General features: G+C 73.5%; 16 protein-coding genes. 3 read left to right on the top strand and 13 right to left on the bottom strand.

Annotated elements, in window-relative coordinates; all coding sequences use genetic code 11:
• Nucleotides 1–11 precede the first annotated feature (11 nt).
• From ISP_RS06300 to ISP_RS06285, 4 genes are read right to left on the bottom strand one after another with little or no spacing between them, the layout of a single operon-like run.
• Nucleotides 12–1,196 carry a nucleotide disphospho-sugar-binding domain-containing protein gene (locus tag ISP_RS06300; RefSeq protein WP_230468954.1) on the bottom strand — a complete coding sequence of 395 codons (1,185 nt, stop codon included), beginning with the start codon at nucleotides 1,194–1,196 and terminating at the stop codon, nucleotides 12–14.
• Nucleotides 1,196–2,398 carry a nucleotide disphospho-sugar-binding domain-containing protein gene (locus tag ISP_RS06295; protein WP_013227231.1) on the bottom strand — a complete coding sequence of 401 codons (1,203 nt, stop codon included), beginning with the start codon at nucleotides 2,396–2,398 and terminating at the stop codon, nucleotides 1,196–1,198. Before ISP_RS06295 ends, ISP_RS06300 begins: the two co-directional genes overlap by 1 nt.
• A 1-nt stretch (nucleotide 2,399) precedes the next feature.
• The gene (locus ISP_RS06290; RefSeq protein ID WP_013227232.1) at nucleotides 2,400–3,527 is read right to left on the bottom strand and encodes a glycosyltransferase; all 1,128 of its coding nucleotides are present in this window, start codon (nucleotides 3,525–3,527) and stop codon (nucleotides 2,400–2,402) included.
• Between the two features lie 43 nt (nucleotides 3,528–3,570).
• Complete coding sequence (locus tag ISP_RS06285; RefSeq protein ID WP_013227233.1) at nucleotides 3,571–4,731, bottom strand: nucleotide disphospho-sugar-binding domain-containing protein; 1,161 nt, start codon at nucleotides 4,729–4,731, stop codon at nucleotides 3,571–3,573.
• Between the two features lie 136 nt (nucleotides 4,732–4,867).
• Here ISP_RS06285 and ISP_RS06280 point away from each other — a divergent pair, with 136 nt between their 5' ends.
• The gene (locus ISP_RS06280; protein WP_013227234.1) at nucleotides 4,868–6,001 is read left to right on the top strand and encodes a glycosyltransferase; all 1,134 of its coding nucleotides are present in this window, start codon (nucleotides 4,868–4,870) and stop codon (nucleotides 5,999–6,001) included.
• Nucleotides 6,002–6,225: 224 nt separating this feature from the next.
• Here the strand turns inward: ISP_RS06280 and ISP_RS06275 are convergent, their stop codons facing one another.
• The 5 genes from ISP_RS06275 to ISP_RS06255 form a co-directional block, all read right to left on the bottom strand.
• Nucleotides 6,226–7,035, bottom strand: a complete 810-nt coding sequence (locus ISP_RS06275; RefSeq protein ID WP_013227235.1) for an ABC transporter permease — start codon at nucleotides 7,033–7,035, stop codon at nucleotides 6,226–6,228.
• Nucleotides 7,032–8,009 carry an ABC transporter ATP-binding protein gene (locus ISP_RS06270; protein ID WP_014467261.1) on the bottom strand — a complete coding sequence of 326 codons (978 nt, stop codon included), beginning with the start codon at nucleotides 8,007–8,009 and terminating at the stop codon, nucleotides 7,032–7,034. Before ISP_RS06270 ends, ISP_RS06275 begins: the two co-directional genes overlap by 4 nt.
• On the bottom strand, nucleotides 8,009–8,839 hold the full coding sequence (locus ISP_RS06265; protein ID WP_013227237.1) for a class I SAM-dependent methyltransferase: 831 nt from the start codon (nucleotides 8,837–8,839) through the stop codon (nucleotides 8,009–8,011). Before ISP_RS06265 ends, ISP_RS06270 begins: the two co-directional genes overlap by 1 nt.
• 10 nt (nucleotides 8,840–8,849) lie before the next feature.
• The gene (locus ISP_RS06260; RefSeq protein WP_013227238.1) at nucleotides 8,850–10,028 is read right to left on the bottom strand and encodes a nucleotide disphospho-sugar-binding domain-containing protein; all 1,179 of its coding nucleotides are present in this window, start codon (nucleotides 10,026–10,028) and stop codon (nucleotides 8,850–8,852) included.
• 176 nt (nucleotides 10,029–10,204) lie between these two features.
• Nucleotides 10,205–11,350: a nucleotide disphospho-sugar-binding domain-containing protein gene (locus ISP_RS06255; RefSeq protein WP_013227239.1), complete on the bottom strand. Its 1,146-nt coding sequence runs from the start codon at nucleotides 11,348–11,350 to the stop codon at nucleotides 10,205–10,207.
• A gap of 230 nt (nucleotides 11,351–11,580) precedes the next feature.
• On the opposite strand from ISP_RS06255, the gene rfbH reads away from it, so the two are divergent.
• Nucleotides 11,581–12,888: a lipopolysaccharide biosynthesis protein RfbH gene (gene rfbH, locus ISP_RS06250; protein WP_013227240.1), complete on the top strand. Its 1,308-nt coding sequence runs from the start codon at nucleotides 11,581–11,583 to the stop codon at nucleotides 12,886–12,888.
• Between the two features lie 487 nt (nucleotides 12,889–13,375).
• Nucleotides 13,376–15,229 carry an AfsR/SARP family transcriptional regulator gene (locus ISP_RS06245; protein WP_013227241.1) on the top strand — a complete coding sequence of 618 codons (1,854 nt, stop codon included), beginning with the start codon at nucleotides 13,376–13,378 and terminating at the stop codon, nucleotides 15,227–15,229.
• Between the two features lie 163 nt (nucleotides 15,230–15,392).
• On the opposite strand, the gene ISP_RS06240 is transcribed toward ISP_RS06245, so the two are convergent.
• The 4 genes from ISP_RS06240 to ISP_RS06225 are packed head-to-tail and all read right to left on the bottom strand — an operon-like array spanning nucleotide 15,393 to nucleotide 20,266.
• The gene (locus ISP_RS06240) at nucleotides 15,393–16,505 is read right to left on the bottom strand and encodes a nucleotide disphospho-sugar-binding domain-containing protein (RefSeq protein WP_013227242.1); all 1,113 of its coding nucleotides are present in this window, start codon (nucleotides 16,503–16,505) and stop codon (nucleotides 15,393–15,395) included.
• 31 nt (nucleotides 16,506–16,536) lie between these two features.
• Nucleotides 16,537–18,894: a PEP/pyruvate-binding domain-containing protein gene (locus ISP_RS06235; RefSeq protein ID WP_013227243.1), complete on the bottom strand. Its 2,358-nt coding sequence runs from the start codon at nucleotides 18,892–18,894 to the stop codon at nucleotides 16,537–16,539.
• Complete coding sequence (locus tag ISP_RS06230; RefSeq protein WP_013227244.1) at nucleotides 18,891–19,877, bottom strand: NAD(P)-dependent oxidoreductase; 987 nt, start codon at nucleotides 19,875–19,877, stop codon at nucleotides 18,891–18,893. Before ISP_RS06230 ends, ISP_RS06235 begins: the two co-directional genes overlap by 4 nt.
• 5 nt (nucleotides 19,878–19,882) lie before the next feature.
• Nucleotides 19,883–20,266, bottom strand: a complete 384-nt coding sequence (locus tag ISP_RS06225) for a SchA/CurD-like domain-containing protein (RefSeq protein WP_013227245.1) — start codon at nucleotides 20,264–20,266, stop codon at nucleotides 19,883–19,885.
• Between the last annotated feature and the right edge of the window lie 4 nt (nucleotides 20,267–20,270).

Below are 20,270 nucleotides of genomic sequence, written 5' to 3'. Positions count from 1 at the left end.
GGCACGCTGCCTCAAGCGGCGGTCGACGCCGCTTCGCGCAGCGGCAGCCGGGCGGCGATCTGGTTCGGTGTGGGCAGCTCGTGCAGTTCGGCCGAAAGCTTCCGGGCGCCGTCGTCGAGGGAACCGGCCAGGACGGCGGCCACCTTTCCGGTCAGGAGCTCCTCGAAACCGTCGCCGGGGAAAACGAAATCGGCCGCACCGGCCGCGGCGAGCTGACGGGCGTTGAGGATCAGGTCCGCGCGCTGGGGCACGACGACCTGGGGTACCCCGGCGGCGACCGCCGTCAAGAGCGTGCCGAGCCCGCCTTGGGAGACCACCGCGTCGCAGGTCGGCAGCAGCGCGTGGAACGGCAGACCGCGCACGACCCGCACGTTCGGCGCGACCGCCTCGATCGCGTCCCCCTCGGCCGCCGGCACGGCGGCCACCACCTCGGCACCGAGCCCGGCGAGGGCTTCGACGACCCGGCCGGTGACGACGAGCTCCTTGTCGAACCGCCCGTTCGACAACCCCCAGGTGACGCAGATCCGCTTGCCGCGCCGCGGTTCGGTCAGCCAGCCGGGCAGCACCCCGGGGCCGTTGAAGGGCACGTACCGCATGGGCAGCCGGGTCACCTCGGGCACGCCGGGGACCGGGCCGCCCGCCACCACCTGCACGCTCGGCGGGCACGGATCGACGGTGACCTCGCCCAGCGGTTCCACCCCCGGCAGGCCCCACCGGGCGCACAGGTCCGCCAGCGCTTCGTCCTCGAACTCCCGGGTGAGGCAGGCGTAGTCGATCCCCCAGGTGTGCCGGACCGCGGGCACGCCGAGCAGCCGCGCCACGATCGGCCCGGCGTAGGTCGTCGCCTCGAACACCACCAGGTCCGGCTGCCACGCGCGGGCGAAGCCGTGGAGCCCACCGGTCATCGCCTCGGCCGCCGCGACCCCGAGCCAGCAGTTGCGCGGCCCGAACCGGCGCATCTGCGCCCATTCCACGAGCTGGGCGTCGTGCCGCCGCGACCGCTGCACGTACTGCCCCATCATCGCGGCGGTGTCGACGTCGGCGCCGACCGCCACCGCGGGCAGGCCGGTGCCCCGCACCGCGGGCACCAGTCCCGGCTGGGTCGCCACGACCACCTCGTGCCCCGCCGCGCGCAACGACCACGCCAGCGGCACCATCGGGTAGAGGTGGGTGGTCCAGTTCCACAAGGTGAACATCACCCGCACGCGCCGCTCCCTTTCACCCCGGCCAGTTCCGGCAACCCGGCGGCCACTTCGGACAGTGACGGCTGCGCGGCGGCCTCCTCGGCCAGTGCCGCCGCGGCCTTCTCGTGCGTTGCCGAACCGAGCACCCGCAGCACGGCGGCCCCCACGGAATCCACGGTCGCGGCGTCGAGCGGGACCAGCTCGCCCGCGCCGGCGTCCGCGATCGCCCGGCTGTTGAGCACGTGCTCGCCGAAGTGCGGCACGCACACCTGCGGCACGCCCGCCGTGACGGCCGAGGCGACCGCACCGGCGCCACCCTGGGAGACGATCAGGTCGCAGCTGGACAGCAGCAGGTGCAGCGGCAGGTTCTCGGCCACCCGGACGTTCGCCGGGAGCACGCCGAGCCGCGCGCGGTCCCGGGGCGACACCGCGCAGACGACCTCGGCGTCGACCTCGGCGAAGGCGCCCAGCACCCGGTCCACGCCGAACGCGCGCTCGCCGAGCACGTGCGCGATGGTGCCCCAGGTGACGCAGATCCGCTTGCGGCGCGGGGGGTCGAGCAGCCAGCGCGGGACGGTGCCGGAGCCGTTGAACGGCAGGTGCCGGGCGAAGAGCCGGCGCACGTCGTCGCGGCGCTGGAGGCTCGGCGGGCACGGGTCCAGCGTGGCCGCCCCGAGCACGTCGAGGCCGTCGAGGCCGTCGAGGCCGAGCGCGGCCCGGTGGGCGGCAAGCGCCCGCGGCGCGAACCCGGTGAGGTACGAGCTGTAGTCCACGCCCCAGATCTGGCGCACCGCGGGCACTCCGCACGCGGCCGCGGCGAGCGGCCCGGCGTAGGTGACCGCGTCGAACACCAGGAGGTCGGGTTGCCACCGGCGGACGAGCGTGACCAGGTCGTCCTGCATGACCTTCGCGATGAGCGCGTAGACCGCCAGCGGCTGTTCACCCGCCGCGCGGGCGGCCGCCCAGTCGGTCAGCTCGCCGGCCGCGGCCTCCTCGGCCAGCGGCGAGGCCCAGTAGTACTTCTCGATGATCGGCAGCACGTCGAAGTCGGCTCCGACGGCGGCGGCAGGCAGACCTCCGCGCGTCACCCCGGCCACCGCGCCGGGCGGCACCGCGACGAGCACCTCGTGCCCGGCGGCCCGCAGGGACCACGCGATCGGCGTGAGCCAGAAGTAGTGCGTGGGCCAGGCCCACGAGGTCAGCAGGACGCGCACGTCAGCCTCCCACCGCGGCGAGCAGCCCGGCGCCCGCCGCGGCCGGGTCCGGCAACGCGCGGGACTCCTCGCGCAGCGCGACCGCGGCCTCGGTGAACGAGGGGTCGGCCAGGAGCTCGGCAAGGACGTCCCGGATCGCGTCGACGGTCGCGCCGTCGGCGCCGACCCGCGCCCCGGCCCCGGCGCCGGCCAGCTGGGCCGCGTTCGTCTCCTGGTCCGGGATGAGCGGCAGGCACACCTGCGGCAACCCGGCGAGCACGGTGGTGAGGGCACTGCCCGATCCCCCGGGGTGGACCACCAGGTCGCAGCCCGGCAGCACCAGGTTGAGCGGTTGCATCACGACGGTCTGCCAGGTCTTCGGGTACTCCGGGCCGAACGCCTCGGCGCCCGAGGTCGCGAACACGACGTCGAGGCCCAGGTCGGCGGCGGCGGCGAAGACGAGCGCGGGGAGCGAGCCGGCCGCGCCGAACTTCCCGCTGGTCGTCCCCCAGGTGACGCACAGCCGGGGCACCGCTCGGCAGTCCAGAAGCGTGCGCTCGTAGACCGCGGTGCCGTTGTAGGGCCGGTAGGCCATCCGCACCGGGGTGTAATCCACCGGCAGCTGCAGGCCCGGCGGGCACGGGTCGAGCGTCGGGGTGTCCCCGCTGACCACGCACGCGCCGGCGCCGAGGCGTTCGTACAGGCCGGCGAAGGCGGTCTCCTCGAACATCCGCAGCGGGTAGGTGAAGTCGATGCCCCACAGGTGCCGCACGGAAGGCACCCCGAGCGCGGCGGCGACGGCGGGGGCGGCGTAGGTCGTCGGGTCGTGCACGATGACGTCCGCGCGCCAGTCGCGGGCGAACCGGAGCAGGTCGCCGGCCATCGCGTCGGCGACCGGGACGAACATGTCGAGCGGGGTCCGCCGCTCCCGGCGCGGTTTCGCACCGTCCATGAAGGACTTCATCCGCGGCGCGAGGTCGACGTCGGCGCCGATCCGGGCCACCGGCAGTCCGGTCCGGGCCGCCACCGGCACCAGCGACGGCGGGCAGGCGAGCACGACCTCGTGCCCGGCGAGCCGCAGTCCCCACGCCGTCGGGACCATCGGGAACAGGTGCGAGGGCCAAGCCCACGACACGAACAGCAAGCGCATACGGCCTCCTCGGCCGGCGACGGCCGTCGGGTGGATCACGGGGTCACCGGCTGCCGGCCAGCGTGCGCAGTGCGCCGACCGTCTCGTCGAGCGTGGCCTGCGCGGCCACCTCGGACCGCAGCCGCCGGGCGGCACCGGCGGCCGCCTCGTCGGCGAGGACCGTTTCCAGCGCGGCCCGCACCGACTCCGGGTCGTCGTCTTCGACCAGGACACCGGCGCCGGTGGCGGCCAGCCGCTGGGCCGGCACGAGATCCGGGAAGTACTCGGGCACCACCACCTGCCGCACGCCGGCCGCGACACCGGTCATCATGGATCCGGCGCCGCCGCGGGAGATCAGCACCGCGCTGCTCGGCAGCACCAGGTGCAACGGCAGGTTCTCGACCAGGCGGACGCCGTCGGGCAGGTCCGCGCCGAGTGCGTCCGTGTTCGGTACCGCGACCACCAGGTCGAGGTCCGGCCGGGCGATCGCCGCCACGAGCGCCCGCAGCCGCCGCGCCGCGGCGGCCCATTCGTCCGGTCCCTTGAACTGCGGCGAGACGCCCCAGGTGAGCACCACCCGGGGGTGGCGCGGCTCGGTCCACAGCCAGCCCGGCATGGCGCCGGTACCGTTGTAGGGCACGTACCTCGTGCGCAGGACGCGGCCGGGCACGTCGACCTGCAACGACGGCGGACACGGGTCCACGGTGACGGTGCCGGCCGAGTCGAAGCCGCCGATCCCCAGTTTCCCGCACAGCTCGGCGAAGGCCAGGTTTTCGAAGGCACGGGCCGGGGAATGGAAGTCGACGCCCCACAGCACGCGCACGTGCGGCAAGCCGAGTTTCGCGGCCACCAGGGGCGCGGCGTAGGTCGTCGGCTCGTAGAGCACGAGGTCCGGCGCCCAGTGGCGGCAGAACGCCTCGAGGTCGCCTGCCATGTCTTCGGCGAGCGCGACCGACAGGCCGAGCCGCTTGCCGGTGCCGCGGCCCGGGGCGGGCCCGGCCTCCGGGCCCGGCCGGATCGGGCGCATGGCGCGGGCCAGCAACGCGGTGTGGTCGCCGTCGCCACCCACGGACACCGCGGGCAGCCCCGCGCCGGTCACCGCGCCGGCCAGCCGGGGCTGCGTGGCGAACCTGACGTCGTGTCCCGCCGCGCGGAAGGCCCACCCGATCGGGACCAGGGGCCGCACGTGGGACGGCCAGGCCCACGAGACCAGCAGCACGCGCACGTCGGTTCACCTCCGCCCAGTAGGTCCGGCCACCGTCGCGAGACCGGCTGGAGTCCGGGTCCAGGATGGGTGGGCCGGCGAGCGGCGGCGAAGCAGGTTCGAGCCGTTCCCGAGGCGGGGAAGAGACCGTGCGGGCATGCGAATTCTGTTCTGCACGTGGGCGTGGCCGACGCACTACCAGCCCATGGTGACCCTGGGCTGGGCCTTCCGGGCCGCGGGCCACGACGTCCGGGTCGCGAGCCAGCCGTCCCTCGTCCCGGTGATCCGGGCGTCCGGGCTGCCCGCGGTGGCCGTCGGGCGGGACGAGGAGATCGAGCCGGCGGTGGCCCGGCTGCTGGCGGCGGACCCCCGGGTGCGCGGCTCGGGCAAGGAGTCCCGCACGGTGTCCGCGTACGCCGGGATAGCGGAGAAGATGGCCGGCCCGCTGCTGGCGCTGATGCGGTCGTGGCGGCCGGACCTGGTGGTGTTCGAGGAGAGCACCTACGCCGCGGCGCTGGTGGCGACCGCGCTGGGCGTGCCCGCCGTGCGCCACCTGTGGGGCGTCGACATCCTCTCCTACCTCCGGTCCTTCGAATCCGCGGCGCTCGCGACGACCGCATCCTCGCTCGGGTTGTCCACAGTGGACGTGGCGGGTGCGGTGACCGTGGACCACTGCCCGCCCGCCCTGCAGGTGCCCGGCGACTTCACCCGGCGGCACATGCGCTACGTCCCGTTCAACGGCGCGACGGTGCTGCCGGCGTGGGCGGCCGGGCCGCGGACCCGGCCGCGGATCTGCGTGACCTACGGCACGACCAGTTCCCAGCTGGCGTTCTACGAATGCGTCATCGACCGGCTCGTCCACGCGGCGGCGGGGCTGCCGGTCGAGGTGGTGGCGACGGTGGCCGGCAACGACCTGGCCGCGGTCGGCCCGGTCCCGGACAACGTCCGGATCGTCGAACGGATCCCGCTGCACACCCTGCTGCCCAGCTGCGACCTGCTGATCTCGCAGGCGGGCCCGAGCACCGCACTGACGGCGGTGTCCTGCGGAACCCCGCAGCTGATGATCCCCCAGCTGCCCGACCAGCGCCTCATCTCGACCCTGGTGTCGGCCGCGGGCGCGGGCAGCAAACTGGACCTCGCCGAGGCGGACACCGAGACGATCCGGACGGCGGCGGCCGAGATCCTCGGTGATGCGGCGTACCGGGAAGCCGCGGCCGGGCTGGCGCGGGAGAGCCGGGAGCAGCCTAGTCCGGCCGAGGTCGTCGACGGGCTCGTCGCCCTGGCTCGATGAGCACGGCTCGCTGAGTTCTCTGCCGCAGCTTTCTCTGCCGCAGCCGGGCGGGTCCGACCTCCCCCGCCCCTCCGGTGGGATTTTCAGCCGCCGGCCGGCGGCTGAAGAGAAGGCTGGGATGAGGGGCGGGGGGAGGCCTGGTGACGTCGTGGTCGGCTTGCGTTGCCGGGCGCCGGTTCGCGTCGCCATGGACCTTACGGCTTGCGGCCGGCCGCCGTGGGCGCTCAGCCCAGTACGGCCCGGTGGAATGCCCGCAGCCCGAACCAGCCCACGCCGGCCGTGCCGCCCAGGAGCACCAGCAGCACCACCCACGCCGACAGGTGCGGTACGTCCGGGGTCAACGCCGCCCGCAGCGCCTCGCTCAGGTACACCACCGGGTTCGCCAAGACCGCGATCTGCAGCCAGCGCACCGAACCCAGCGCCGCCCACGGGTAGTACACGCAGCCGAGCATCATCAGGGGGATCATGATGATGCTGAACAGCACGTTCACCTGCGCGGGTTCCACCACCGAGCCGAGCAGGAGGCCGAGGGCGGCGGAGAACACCGAGCCCAGCAGCAGCATCAGCACCAGCAGCGGCCAGTCCGAATAGGACAAATCGGGGGCCTGGCCCGGCGCGTGCAGGAACGTCACGATCGGCAGCACCAGCACCGCCGCGAACAGCGACTGCACCGCGCCGCTGACGATTCGCTCCACCCCCACCGCCCACACCGGGACCGGGGTGAGCAACCGGTCCTGGATGGACTTCGGGTAGGACAGTTCCGTGATCAGTGGCACGGTCACGCCGAGCAGGCCGGCGAACAGCATCGAGTTGGCGAGGATCCCGGGTGCCAGCACCGTGCCCGATGTCCCGCCGATCCCACCGGAGATCGAGGGCAGCACGTAGGAGAACACGAACACCGTCAGCAACGGCTGGACCAGCACCCGGCCGAGCAGGCCGCCGAGCTGCTTGCGGAACACGACGTGGACGTCCCGGGCCAGGAAGGCGAAGAACACCCGGGCCGGGGACACCGCCGGCGTTCTGATCGTGGTCATGCCCGGTACGCCCTTCCGGTCAGGCTGAGGAACGCGCTTTCGAGGCTGGGCCGGGCCGTGGTCACGTCCAGCAGCCGGCGGCCCGCCGCGGCACCCAGGTCGACCAGCTCCGCGATCAGCCCGTCGGTCTCGGGCGTGGACACCCGGACCGAAACGCCGTCCCGCACCACCGGCAGCGAGCCGAAGTCCATTCCGGACACCGGCCCGTCGTAGGTCGCGGTCACCAGCGACACCCCGCCCGCGGAGGCGATCAGCGCCGACACTTCGTCGCACACGAGCACACGCCCGCCGTCGATGATCGCCGCCCGGTGGCAGAACCGCTCGGCCTCCTCGATGTTGTGCGTGGTGAGCACGATCGTCTGGCCCGAGGCGTGCAGCTCGCCGAGCACGTCCCAGACGTTGACCCGGCTGTGCGGATCGATGCCCGCGGTGGGTTCGTCGAGGAACAGGATCTCCGGACGCTGCACCAGCGCCCGCGCGATCATCATCCGGCGCAGCTGCCCGCCGGAGAGCTGGTAGAACATCGCGCCCCGGCGGTCGCCGAGGCCGAACTGCTCCAGCAGCTCGTCCGCGCGCCGCCGCGCCGCCGCGCGGGTGCCGCCCCAGTACCGGGCCCGGTAACGCAGGTTCTCCTCGACGGTCAGCTCCCGGTCGACGGAGTTGGTCTGGCTCACCAGGCTGATCCGCCGGCGCACCTGGACCGGCTCGCGCGCGGTGTCGAAGCCGGCGATGCGCACGCTGCCGGCGGTGGGCCGCACCAGTGTCGTCAGCATGCCGATCGTGGTCGACTTCCCGGCGCCGTTCGGGCCGAGCAGGCCGAAGAACTCCCCCGCGCGGACGTCGAGGTCGATCCCGGCGACCGCCTCGACCGGGCCCCGTTTCGCCGGGTAGACCTTCCGCAGCCCCGTCGCCGTCACGACGGAGGCCGTCCGCCCGGCCACGACGGGCCGGGCGGGGGTGCGCAGTCCCGCCATCACACGGGCTTGCGCAGCACGAGCGACTGGCTCATCACCGGGTACATCGCGGAGACGAGCACTTCCGGCAGCGACTTCACCACGTGCTCGAAGTCGAACTCCGGCGTGCCGAGCAGCTCCCGCGGGTCGCCGGTCTCCAGCTCCAGCCCGCTCGCCTCGATCAGCGCGCCGACGTCCTGGTTGATGCCCCACATGTTCTTCTCCAGCACGCCGAACGGCCGGAGGTCGAGGAAGGCGTCCACCGTCAGGACCAGCTTGCCGCCCGGCTTCAGCAGCCGCGTGCTCGCTCGCACGATGTCGGCGCCTTCGGCGAGGTCCACGTGCTCCAGGACGGACAGGCACAGCACCCGGTCGAACGACTCCGGCTCGAGGTCCGCGTCCTGCAGGCGGGCCGCGACCAGCTCGACGTCGGTCCCGAAGGTGGTGTTGAGCAGCTGGTGCTCGCGCGGCGACAGCGGCAGGTAGCCCGGGTCGGTCCAGACGTTGTAGTCCTCACGCGCCGACGGGTCGACGTTGACCACCGAGCAGCCTTCGAGCGCGGCGACGAACTGCAGGCCGCTCAGCCCGCTGCCGACGTCGAGCACCCGCATGCCCGGGGTGAATTCCGCGGCGGCGAACGCCCACGGGTACTCGTGCACCCGCGTGCCGCTCGCGTACTGGAAGGCGAACGGGCCGTACTCCGGGTTCGCCGGGTCGGCCAGCGCCTCCAGGGGCCGCTGCTGCGGCCGCTTGCCCTCGGCGAGCAGCCGCGCGGACCGGTGTCCGTAGGGCGCACCCCACTTCTCGTTCCAGGCTGCGAACTCGGCGGGAAGATCCTTGCGTGCCAGCATGGTTCACCTCTCAGACGGCGGCGTGCTCGCGTGCGGCCAGACGTTCCAGCACCGGCACGATCTCGGTGGGCGCGGGCTGGGCGTTGGCCTCGTCGGCCAGCCGCCGGGCGTCGTCGCGCCACTGGGGGTTCTCGAGCAGGTCGGTGACCAGCCCGCGGACGGTGTCGGGCCCGGCGTCCTCGGGCAGCAGCACCGCGGCCGCCCCGGTCGGCGCCAGCTGGTTCGCCACGAACGCCTGGTCGGGGAACTGCGGCACGATGAGCTGCGGGACACCGTTGACGACCCCGGTCATGGTGGTCCCGTTGCCGCCCTGGTGGATCATCAGGTCGCAGCTCGGCAGCAGCAGGTGCAGCGGCAGCGCGTCGACCACCCGGATGCCGTCGGGGATCGGCCCGAGGTGTTCGCGGTGCGAAGGCGCGACGGTGACGACGACCTCGGCGTCGATCCCGGCGACCGCCTCCAGCATCTGCCCGGCCAGCACCAGGTTCGGGTTCACCTTCGCCAGGGTGGTGCCCCAGGTGATGCAGACCCGGCGCCGGGACGGCGGCTCCAGCAGCCACTCCGGCACTTCGGCCGGCCCGTTGTAGGCGATGTAGCGCATGAGCTGCTTGGGGTAGTCCGTCGGGAGCTGGATGCTCGGCGGGCACGGGTCGACCGTGAGTGTCCCCTGTGGACTGAACTCGGTGACGCCGAAGCGTTCGGCGAGCGGGCGCAGGAGGACCGGCTCGATGTCCCGGCCGCGGTAGGCGATGTCCGGCGCCATCAGCACCCGCACGTTCGGCACCCCGACCGCGGCGGCGGCGATCGGCCCGGCGTAGGTGGTCGGGCCGTGCACGACCAGGTCCGGCTCCCAGGCGCGGGCGAACTCGACCAGCCCGTCGACCATGGTCTCGGCGATGTCGACGAACATCCGCAGCGCGCGCTCGCCCTTGGGTTTGCGCAGCTGCTTCCACAGCTCGACGGTCGCCGGGGCGTCCCGGTCGATGTGCATGGTGTCGCGGGTCAGCTGGCTGAAGTCGCAGTCCTCGCCGACTTCGACGGCGGGCTGGCCGGACATGGTGATCGCCTCGGCGAGCGCGGGCGGACCGGCGACCCGGATCTCGTGCCCCGCGTTGCGCAGCGCCCAGGCCAGCGGAACCATCGGGTAGTAGTGCGGGGGCCACGCCCACGCGGAGAACAGCACGCGCATTCGCGTACTTCCTTTCTAACGCCGGATATTGCTGACTGTGTCGATCGTTCCTGATCCGACCACAGTCACGGCCGAATGACTTTGGGAGCAACAGTTGCGTGCCGCGTGGGGGTCGGCCTCCTCTTGGTCCGATCAGGAACTTCGCAGCCGGGCTTGGGGCACGGCTGGAGGATCGCTCACCTCCCGGCGAGCGACCGCAGCTCCGCGACGAGGTCGGCGGGGGCGGGCCGGTCCTCGTTCTCCAGCCGCGCCCGGCGCGCCGCCGTCGCGAACCCGCTCCGCTGCAGCACGTCGAACACCGCACCGGCGACCGCCGCCGCGCTGAACTCCGCGGCCGCCAGCGCGCGGCCCGCGCCCGCGGCTTCGAGCCGCCGCGCGATCGCCAGGTGGTCCGGCAGCTGCCCGACGGCGACCTGGGGCAGCCCGGCGGCGAGCCCGGTCAGGACACTGCCCGCGCCGCCCTGGGACACCAGCACGTCGCAGTGCGCGAGGACCTGGTCGAGCGGCGGGTCGACGAACACCGACACGTTGGGCGGCAGCTCGCCGAGCAGCGCGCGCTGCCGCGCCGAGATCGCCAGCACGACGTTCACGTCCAGTTCGGCCACCGCGCGGGCGGTCTCCCCCGCGAGGAAGTACTGCGGGTCGAGCAGCTCCATCGTGTGTCCCCAGGTGACGCACACCCGGGGCCGCGACACCGGGCCGAGCACCACCTCGGCCCGCTCCGGACCCGAGCACGGCAGGTAGCGGACCAGCCGCCGCGGCAGGTCGCCCGGAGCGTGCAGGCACGACGGTGTCGGGTCGATCGTGGTGCCGGCGAGCGGGTCGACCGGCCCGACACCGAGCCGTCCCCCGATCGGTTCCAGCAAGCCGGGCAGGAACCGGGCGGCCCGCGCCACCAGGTCGGGCCCGTAGAGGTGGCGGACCGACGGGATCCCGAGCGCGGCCGCCACCAGCGGCCCGGCGAACGCCGTCGGTTCGGCGACCACGAGGTCGGGTCGCCAGGCCTGGGCGAACCGCACGGCGTCGCCCGCCATCTCGCCGGCCAGCCGCGCGAACAGCTTCAACGCCCGGGGCACCCCGTCGGCCGGCGGCTCCGGCGCGGGCCGGGCTTCGGCGGGCAGGACGAACTTCCGGAACTCCGGCAGCACGTCGAGGTCGGGGCCGGCGGCGACCGCGGTCAGCCCGAGCTCGGTGATCGCCGGGCCAAGCGCGGGCTGCCCGAGCACTCTGACCTCGTGCCCGGCTCCGCGCAGCGCCCACGCGAGCGGGGCGACCGGATGCAGGTGGGTGCGCCAGCCCCACATGACGAACAGCACACGCATCGCCCTCGGCCGCCGGCCGCCAGTGCTCACACTTCCTCCAGCACGTCACGTCCGCAGCACCCTTGCCCGCGGGCGAGCCATCCGATCACGGCCACACCGGATCAAGGTGCCATCGGGCCGCACTGGATTCGCCGTCCAGCCGCCCGCTCGCGAGCCGGGGTCGAGCGGGTCTATAGCCGCCATCGCGACACTTCGGCGGATTTCCGTCACCCGAGCGCAGGGGATACGACATGGCCGATTCAGCGAGATCGCTCCTGCTGGAGCAGGTCCGCGGCTACCACGACGCAGAGGCCCCCGGGCCGCAGAAGTTCGTCCCCGGCGAGACGCCGATCCTGTCCTCGGGCGCGGTGCTCGACGCGGACGACCGCGTGGCGCTGGTGACGGCCGCGCTCGACCTCCGGATCGCCTCCGGCCGGATCGCGGCCAAGTTCGAGTCGTCGTTCGCCCGGACCCTCAAGCGGCGCAAGGCGCTGCTCACCAACTCGGGCTCGTCGGCGAACCTGCTGGCGATCAGCGCGCTGTGCGCGCCCCAGCTCGGCGACGCCCGGCTGCGGCCCGGTGACGAGGTGATCACCGTCGCGGCCGGGTTCCCGACCACGGTGAACCCGATCCTGCAGCACGGCCTCGTCCCGGTGTTCGTCGACATCGAGCTCGGCACCTACAACACGACGGCCGAACGGGTCGAAGCCGCGTTCTCGCCGCGCACCCGCGCGATCATGATCGCGCACACCCTCGGCAACCCCTTCCCGGTCGCGGAGATCGCCGAGCTCGCCGAGCGGCACGGGTGCTACCTGATCGAGGACAACTGCGACGCCGTCGGGTCGACCTACCAGGGCCGGCTGACCGGGACGTTCGGCCAGTTCTCCACCGTGTCCTTCTACCCGGCCCACCACCTGACCATGGGCGAGGGCGGCTGCCTGCTGACTTCGGACCTGAAGCTGGAGCGGCTGGCGAGGTCCCTGCGCGACTGGGGCCGCGACTGCTGGTGCGAGCCCGGCGAGGACGACCGCTGCCTGCGGCGGTTCGACTTCTCGCTGGGCACGCTGCCGCCGGGCTACGACCACAAGTACGTGTTCTCGCAGCTCGGGTACAACCTCAAGAGCACGGACCTGCAGGCCGCGCTGGGACAGAGCCAGCTGGCGAAACTGCCCGGCTTCATCGAGGCGAGGAAGCAGAACTGGCGGCAGCTGCGCGAAGGCCTCGACGGCATGCCGGGCCTGCTGCTGCCCGAGCCGACCCCGGGCAGCGACCCGAGCTGGTTCGGGTTCGTGATCACGGTGCGCCCGGACGCGGGCTTCACCGCCGGCGAGGTGATCGCCCACCTGGAGGCCAACGCGATCCGGACCCGGCGGCTGTTCGCCGGCAACCTCACCCGGCACCCGGCCTACCTCGACCGGCCGCGCCGCATCTCCGGCTCGCTGGCCAACAGCGACATCGTCACCGAGCGGACGTTCTGGATCGGCGTGTACCCGGGCATCACCCCGGAAATGATCGAGTTCGTCATCGGCACCCTCAAGGAGTTCGTCGCCACCCACTGAACGAGCCTCCCCGGCGCCTCTCGGAACTCCTCAAGTTCCGAGAGGCGCTTTCTTTTCGTATTGTGACGACTTAAGATAGAATTGATGTTCACGGCGATCTTTGCCGCCGCGAATACCGGGAGTGTATTTGTATTCACTGCTCGTGACGCCCCCGAGCATCCGGATAAAACGGATCTAACGGGAAATACGGACGAATACGCGCGAATCCTCGAAACCTCGGGTCGTCGCTGCTCACCGGGACTTCACCGGCCCCCCAGCCGGCCGTCCTGGAGGTCTCCCCACCAACGTTTGGTCGTCCCGGGGAAATCTTGACACCGCCACCAGCGGGGAATACTGTCAGCCACACGGTGCGAAAGTGCTAAATCTGGGGTGAGGAAAGCCTTTTTGCGCCGAACTGGGGATGGGGTCGGCTATTTCGCCGTTCCGTCGGATAGTCGAATCACCGTCCTCCGGTCACATGTTCTTATGCCTACCGCTGGGGGAAGTCATGAGATTCAATACCCTGGGCACCTTCGAGGTGACCCACGAAGACCGGCTGCTCACACCGACCGCACCGAAGCAGCGCAGCGTCCTGGCGCTGCTGGTCCTCTGCCACGGCGGCCTGGTGCCGGTGACCTCGCTCATCGAAGAGATCTGGCCGGAGAACCCGCCGGCGAGCGCACTGACCACCTTGCAGACCTACATCTACCAGCTGCGCAAGCTGTTCTGCGCCGCCGGCAACAGCCACGACGGCGTGCTGGTGACGAAACCGCTGGGCTACCTGGCCCGGATCGCGCCGGAAAGCGTCGACGCCGACGAGTTCGAGCAGCTGGCCGGCACCGCCAAGGACGCGCTGGAGGCGGGCGACCCGCTGCGCGCCTCGCAGCTGCTCCACCGGGCGACCGCGCTGTGGCGGGGCGACGCGTTGTGCGACGTCCAGCGTGGACCGCTGCTCGACGCGCACGCCGCGAAGCTCAACGAGGCCTGGTTGCAGGCGCTGGGGATGCGGGTCGAGGCCGACCTGCAGATCGGCAGGCACCACCAGCTCGTCGGCGAGCTGCGCGGGCTGATCGCGAAGTACCCGCTGCACGAGGACCTGTACGCGAAGCTGATGCTCGCGCTGTACCGGTGCGACCGGCGATCGCAGGCGTTGCAGGTCTACCACGAGGTCCGGCGCTGCCTCGACGACGAACTGGGTATCGATCCCTCGCCGAACCTGCAGCGGCTGCACCAGAACGTCCTCTCGGACTCCCCCTCGCTGCGCCAGGTGACGCCGGCGGTGCGGGCGGGGACTGCGCCGGCGCCGCGGAACATCGTCCAGGCGCAGCTGCCCGCGGACCTGTCGGACTTCACCGGCCGGACCGCCGAGCTGGCCGAGCTGGACCGGCTCCTCACTCCCGAGGGGTCGGCCGGCCGGACGTTCGCGGTGACCGGGATGACCGGGGTGGGCAAGACGGTGCTCGCGGTGCGGGCCGCGCACGCGGCCCGGTCGCGGTTCCCGGACGGTCAGCTGTTCGCCGAGTTCGGTCCGGACACCGAGCCGGTCGACGTCCTCGGCGGGTTCCTGACCGATCTCGGCGTCCCCGCGGCGGACGTGCCCGCGGGCGAGGCCGAGCGCGCCAAGCTGTTCCGCAGCAGGACCGCCGGCGGCTGCGGGCTGATCCTGCTCGACAACGTCTCGTCGGCCGCGCAGATCCGGCCGCTCCTGCCCGGCGGCCGCTGGGTGGTGCTGGCCACCGGACGGCGGCTCACCGGCTCCCTGCCGGGGGTGGTGCCGATGCTGCTGGAGCCGATGTCCACCGACGACGGTGTCACGCTCATGTCCAAAGTGGTCACTTCGCGGAACATCCTGCACGAGCGCGGCACGGTGGCCGCGGTGGTCCACCGCTGCGGCGGTCTCCCGGTGGCGCTGCGCGCGCTGGGCGAGCGCCTGTCGGTCAACCGGCACTGGCCGGTGACCAAGCTGGCGGCCCGCGTCATCGGCGACGACGGGCTGCGCCCGGAGCTGCAGGCCGCGGGTGTCGACCTGCACGGGCCGTTCCGGGAGGACCTCGCCGCGCTCGAGCCCCGGGACCGGCAGGTGCTGACCCGGCTGTGCGAGTCCGGACTGGACTGCTTCACGGCGAAGAACGCGGTCGCGGTCGTGGAAGGGAGCGAACGCGAGGCGGAGGACGCCCTCGACCGGCTGGTGGCGGCGAACATGCTGCGGGTCCGGGTCCAAGCCGAGGGCCCGGAGTTCCACTACTCCCTGCCGCCCCTGTTCAAGGACTTCTGCACCGGGACGGAACGACCGTCGCACCTGCTCCAGGTGGTCGCCACCATCCCGCGCGAAGCTGAGACCGGGATCGCCGTCCCCGGCTGAACCGGTGACCGGGCCCGGCGGAGTGGTTTCGTGGAGGACCACCCCGCCGGATCCGGCGAACCGCAGGCCGGCCGCCCGGAGCGGCGAACACGGTGATCGGAACGGCCGACACGGGGTACTCCCGGCGTGTCGGCCGTTCCCGTCGGGGTGCCGGCCGCCCGTCTCACGGGACCAGGAACTCCAGCTGCGCCACCACCGCCGCCGGAGCCGGACGCGAACGGTTCTCCGCCGCGATCTCGGCCGCCCGCCGGGCGTAACCCGCGTCCGCGAGTACGCCGGACGCAGCCGAAGCCACCGCCTCCGGGGTGAGCTCCGCCGCCGGGAGCAGGACGCCGGCGCCCGCGGCCGCCACCCGTCCGGCGTGCGTGACCTGGTCGCCCTTGAACGGGACCACCAGCTGCGGCACCCCGCAGGCCGCGGCCGTGAGCACCGTGCCCGCGCCGCCCTGGTGCACGACCAGGGCGCAGCCGGGCAGGATCGTGTGCAGCGGCACCGATTCCAGCACCCGGACGCCGGCGGGCAGCTCGCCCAGCAGCGGCCGCTGGCCGCGTGCCACCGCGACGAGCACCTCGGCCCCGCAGCGGAGGAGCCCCGCCAGCGCCACCCGGACCGGGTCCAGGTTGCCCGTGGTGCCCCCGAACGAGGCGCCCCAGGTCAGGCAGACGCGGGGACGGCCCGCCGGGGCGGCCGATCGGGGGATCACCGCCGAGCCGTTGTAGGGGATGGTGCGCAACGGCCACGCCGGACCCGGGGTCTCCAGCTGCAGGGCCGCCGGGCACGGATCGATCGTCACCGTGCCCGCCGGGTCCGGCTCGCCGAGGCCCCACTCGTCCCACAGCGGGGCCAGCAGGGGCCATTCCCCCGCGCGCTGGGCGTAGGTGTGGTCGACCCCGTAGAGCAACCGCGCCGACGGGATGCCCGCCACCGCGGCCGCGACCGGGCCCGCGTACTCGCGCGGGTCGAACAGGACGACGTCCGCCCAGTCACGGGCGAGCGCCACGAGCGCGCCGGCCCAGCCCTGGGCGGTCAAGCGGAACATCCGCATCGTCCGCTCGGTGCGGTCGCCCGTGCGGGGGTCGAACCCCTGCCAGGCCACCGTCCCGTCGACGTCCTCGCCCAGGGGCAGCACGGGGAGCCCGGTGCGGCGCGCCGCGGCCGCGAACGACGGCGCCGCCGCCACCCGCACCTCGTGCCCGGCGGCTCGCAGCCCCCAGGCGAGCGGCACCATCGGGTAGAGGTGGGAGACGGCGGGATAGCTGGTCACCAGGATTCGCATGGGACACTCCGGGGAAGAAGGACGTGGCCGGTCACGACGCGTCGAGGACCTCGACCGCGCCGGTCGTCCCGTCCACGGTGACCAGCTGGCCGTCGCGCAGGACCTCGGTCGCGTTGCCGGTCGCCACCACGGCCGGGATGCCGTGCTCGCGCGCGAGGATCGACGGGTGCGAGAGCAGCCCGCCGGTGTCGGTGATCAGTGCGCCGATGCCGCCGAACAGCACCGACCACTGCGGGGTGGTCTCCGGGCAGACCAGCACGTCGCCGGGGCGCAGCTTCGCGAACTCGCGCTCGCTGATCACCACCCGCACGACGCCGGTGTACCGGCCCGCCGACGCCGCCGTCCCGCGCAGCAGCCGGTCGCCCGCCGCCGCCCGGTGCCCGGCGCCCAGCTCGGACACCGAGTCGATCCACAACATCGGCTCCAGCACCGCGCGATCGGCCGGGGCCAGCTCGGCCAGCACCGCCTCCCGATCGGGCCCGCTCTGGTACTCGCCGTAGGTCTGCGGGCCGAGGTGGGCCTGAGACCACGCCTGCTGGCCGGCGCGCAGCGACACCAGATCGTGCTGCGCCGCACCGGAGGCGAAGCCGGTGCGTGCTTCGTCCAAGGTGAGCAGGAAGATGTCGTCGACGTCGGCCAGCCGTCCGCCCGAGACCAGCCGGGCCGCCAGTTCGCGCAGCGCGTACCGGACCTGCGCCCAGGCGACGTGCGCCTCGAACCCGGTGTCGTCGCGCAGCGGGAACGCGCGTTGCGCGCGGGCCAGCGCGCGTTCGAACCGGGCGAGATCCGCGCCGGACAGCCGGGCGCGAGCCGCCGCGACGGTCTCCTCGCGCTCGGCGAGCGCCGCCGCCGCGGCGGCCTCCGGGTCGGTGCCCGCGTCGAGCCGGTCCCGGATCAGGCTCAGCACCAGCCGCGGCTGTTCCGCCAGCGACGGCTCGGCGAGGTCCGCGCCGAGACAGCGCTGGCCGTACTCGACGAGGTAGGCCTCGAACGCTTCGGCGAATTCGCCGGCCGGCTCCCGGAGCACGCCGGGGTCGCGCGCGGCGAGGCGGGCCAGGCGGGTCAGCTCTCGCGCGGGCTCGGCCGCTCGGCCGGGGAGTCCGGTCAGCATCGGGAGGATCTCCGCGGCGCCCCAGCCGAGCAGGTCCCGGCAGACGACGCCGAGTTCGCCCCAGACCATGCTGGACACGCCGCCGACGAGGAAGTGCAGCCGCTGTGCCTCGTAGGCCAGCTCGACCCGCCGGTCCAGTTCCGCGGCCAGCTCCGGCCCCGGCAGCTCGCCGAGGACCACCGACCGGACTGCGGTCAAGGCGGCGTGCAGGCCCGGGAGCCACTCGGCGTACCACCGGTCGACGATCTCGCCGTGCTTGTCGGCCCGGCCGGCCGCGACCACCTCCGCCGCCCGCTCGCGCACCGCGTCCACCGAGGCCAGCGGCACGATCCGCACGTAGGACCAGCCGCCGAGGTTCCGCACCTCGACCCGCTCGCCGAACGCGTAGGTGAACAGGTTCGAGCTGGTCCGGTTGACCGCCCGGATCAAGGTCGAGGTGTTCATCGGTGACAGCGGCTTGAGCGTGTACCCGCCGCGGAGCCAGAACCCCGGCGGCACCTCGAACTCGATCGCGACCGGCTCCGGCCCCGCGGCGGGCAACGCCGTGATCGGGCGTGCCTGCAGCAGGACGACGTCGTCGCCGTCCCACGCCCATTCGATGTCCTGTGGCGAGCCGGCGTCAGCCTCGACCCGCCGCGCGAGGTCCGCGACGCGGCCGGCCTGCTCCGCGGTCAGCACCCCGTGCGGCCCGCGGACCAGGGCGGGCGCGTCCGTGACGGCCCATTCGTCCGGCACGACCCGGCCGGAGACCAGCTGGTCGCCGAGCCCCGGCACGGCGTCGACGCGGACCGTGCCACGCGCGCCGGTGACCGGGTCGGCGCTGAACGCCACCCCGGCGGCGACGGCCGGGACCAGGGGCTGCACCAGCACGGCCAGCCCCGGCCGGTCCGCGCGGCCGCGGTACTGGCGCAGCCGGGCCGCGTCGGCCGACTCCCAGCAGGTGCGCACGGCCGCGACGAGCTCGTCGAACCCGGACACGCCGAGCACCGTTTCGTACTGCCCGGCGTGGGACTGCTCGTCCCCGTCCTCGGCGACGCCCGAGGACCGCACCGCCAGCGGCACGTCGCCGAAGTGGCCGGCCACGGACCGCAGCGCGGCCAGCACACCGGCCGAGAACTCGCCCTCCTCGAACGCGGCGACGGTGAGCACCAGCCCCGGCGGCACCGGGAACCCGGCCTGCCGCAGCCGCGCCAGCCGGGCGGCCTTCCGCCCGGCCTCGGCCGGCTCGAGGCCGGGCTCGTCCAGCGACCGGACGAGCGCGGGCCGGGTGAGCGTCACGCGGAACCTCCCGGGGTGTCGATGAGGATCGCGGCGTCCGCGTGGTTCCCCGGGTCGGCGGCGGAGCCCGCGTCGTCGAGGTCGGTGCGGACCGCGGCCGCCCGGCGGCCGAGGTCGGTCGCCTCGTCCGCGACTTCGATGAGGATCGCGGCGTCCGCGTCGCCCGCTCCGGCCGCGACCACGGCCTCGTACGCCAGCGCGGCCGCGGTCAGCACCGGCGTGCCGACGCCCGCTTCGGCCGCCGCGCCGGTGCCCAGCCTCAGGTCCTTGGCCATCAGCGCGGACCGGAACGCGGCCGGCTCGTACCGGCGCGAACGCATCAGCTCCGCCCGGAACGACAGGACTTTCGAGCTGAAGCCGCTGGCCCCGATGGCCGTCAGCAACCGGTCGCGGTCCAGCCCCGCCGCCACGCCGTAGTTCACGGCCTCGGCCAGCGCCGCGACCTGACCGCCCAGCAGGAGGTTGAACACCAGCTTCGTGGTGGCCGCGTTGCCGATCGGGCCGAGGTAGGACACCTCCCGGCCGATCGCGTCGAGGACGTCACCGGCCGACTCGACTGCCGCCCGCGCGCCGGCGGCGAGCACCCGCAGCTGCCCGGCCGCGGCCTGCGCCGGGTTGCCCAGCACGCAGGCCTCGATCCGGGTGACCCCCTCGTCCGCGAGCCGGGCGGTGAGCGACCGCGAGTACCCGGCCGAGACCGTCGAAGTATCCACAATGGACAAGCCGGCGCGGATCGCCGGCCCGGCCGCGGCCAGCACCGCGTCCACCGCCGGCTCGTCGGCGAGGCTCAGCAGCACGCGGTCGGCGCCGGCCACCGCGGCTTCGGCCGACTCGGCGAGCTCGGCCCCGCGGTCGAGCAGCGGGGCCGCCTTGGCGGCGGTGCGGTTGTGCACCAGCACCCGGTAACCGTGGTCGAGCAGGCTCGTCGCCATGCCCGAGCCCATCACGCCGAGGCCGAGCACGGCGATCGTCTTGGTGTCCATCGGCCTCAGCCCGCGGCGAACGCGGCCGGCGGCACCGAGATCTGCGAGATGCACCGCATCAGGCTCTTGGCGAAGTGCTGCCGGAAGCCTTCGGGCGTCTCGGTGTTGCGCTCCGAAGCGAGGTACGGCTTCAGCTGCTCCTCGACCAGGTGCACGCCCTCCTGGCGGGCCATGTGCCTGCCGATCTGGGCGAAGTCGCCTTCGTAGTGGATGAACCGGACCAGCTGCGCGTCGCGGATGAACACCGCGGTGCCGAGGAGCCGGCCGACCTCGGTGCCGCTCTCGTCGCGCATGATCGGCGAGTCGGCCCGCTTGAAGTTCGCGAAGATCCCGGCGATCTCGTCTTCGAAGCCGGGCTTGATGTCGTAGGTGATGGCCGCGTAGGGCATGGCA

Origin of the sequence: Amycolatopsis mediterranei (genome assembly GCF_026017845.1) — a bacterium.
Lineage (GTDB): Bacteria > Actinomycetota > Actinomycetes > Mycobacteriales > Pseudonocardiaceae > Amycolatopsis > Amycolatopsis mediterranei.
Note: the sequence above shows the minus strand (reverse complement) of the source record. Positions and strands in the feature narration are given on the sequence as shown.

What these genes read in the sequence shown, in the direction of transcription:
- ISP_RS06300 (WP_230468954.1), bottom strand. Translation starts at nt 1,196, where the DNA reads ATGTTCACCTTGTGGAACTGGACCACCCACCTCTACCCGATGGTGCCG.
- ISP_RS06290 (WP_013227232.1), bottom strand. Translation starts at nt 3,527, where the DNA reads ATGCGCTTGCTGTTCGTGTCGTGGGCTTGGCCCTCGCACCTGTTCCCG.
- ISP_RS06280 (WP_013227234.1), top strand. Translation starts at nt 4,868, where the DNA reads ATGCGAATTCTGTTCTGCACGTGGGCGTGGCCGACGCACTACCAGCCC.
- ISP_RS06275 (WP_013227235.1), bottom strand. Translation starts at nt 7,035, where the DNA reads ATGACCACGATCAGAACGCCGGCGGTGTCCCCGGCCCGGGTGTTCTTC.
- ISP_RS06270 (WP_014467261.1), bottom strand. Translation starts at nt 8,009, where the DNA reads ATGGCGGGACTGCGCACCCCCGCCCGGCCCGTCGTGGCCGGGCGGACG.
- ISP_RS06265 (WP_013227237.1), bottom strand. Translation starts at nt 8,839, where the DNA reads ATGCTGGCACGCAAGGATCTTCCCGCCGAGTTCGCAGCCTGGAACGAG.
- ISP_RS06260 (WP_013227238.1), bottom strand. Translation starts at nt 10,028, where the DNA reads ATGCGCGTGCTGTTCTCCGCGTGGGCGTGGCCCCCGCACTACTACCCG.
- ISP_RS06255 (WP_013227239.1), bottom strand. Translation starts at nt 11,350, where the DNA reads ATGCGTGTGCTGTTCGTCATGTGGGGCTGGCGCACCCACCTGCATCCG.
- rfbH (WP_013227240.1), top strand. Translation starts at nt 11,581, where the DNA reads ATGGCCGATTCAGCGAGATCGCTCCTGCTGGAGCAGGTCCGCGGCTAC.
- ISP_RS06245 (WP_013227241.1), top strand. Translation starts at nt 13,376, where the DNA reads ATGAGATTCAATACCCTGGGCACCTTCGAGGTGACCCACGAAGACCGG.
- ISP_RS06240 (WP_013227242.1), bottom strand. Translation starts at nt 16,505, where the DNA reads ATGCGAATCCTGGTGACCAGCTATCCCGCCGTCTCCCACCTCTACCCG.
- ISP_RS06230 (WP_013227244.1), bottom strand. Translation starts at nt 19,877, where the DNA reads ATGGACACCAAGACGATCGCCGTGCTCGGCCTCGGCGTGATGGGCTCG.
- ISP_RS06225 (WP_013227245.1), bottom strand. Translation starts at nt 20,266, where the DNA reads ATGCCCTACGCGGCCATCACCTACGACATCAAGCCCGGCTTCGAAGAC.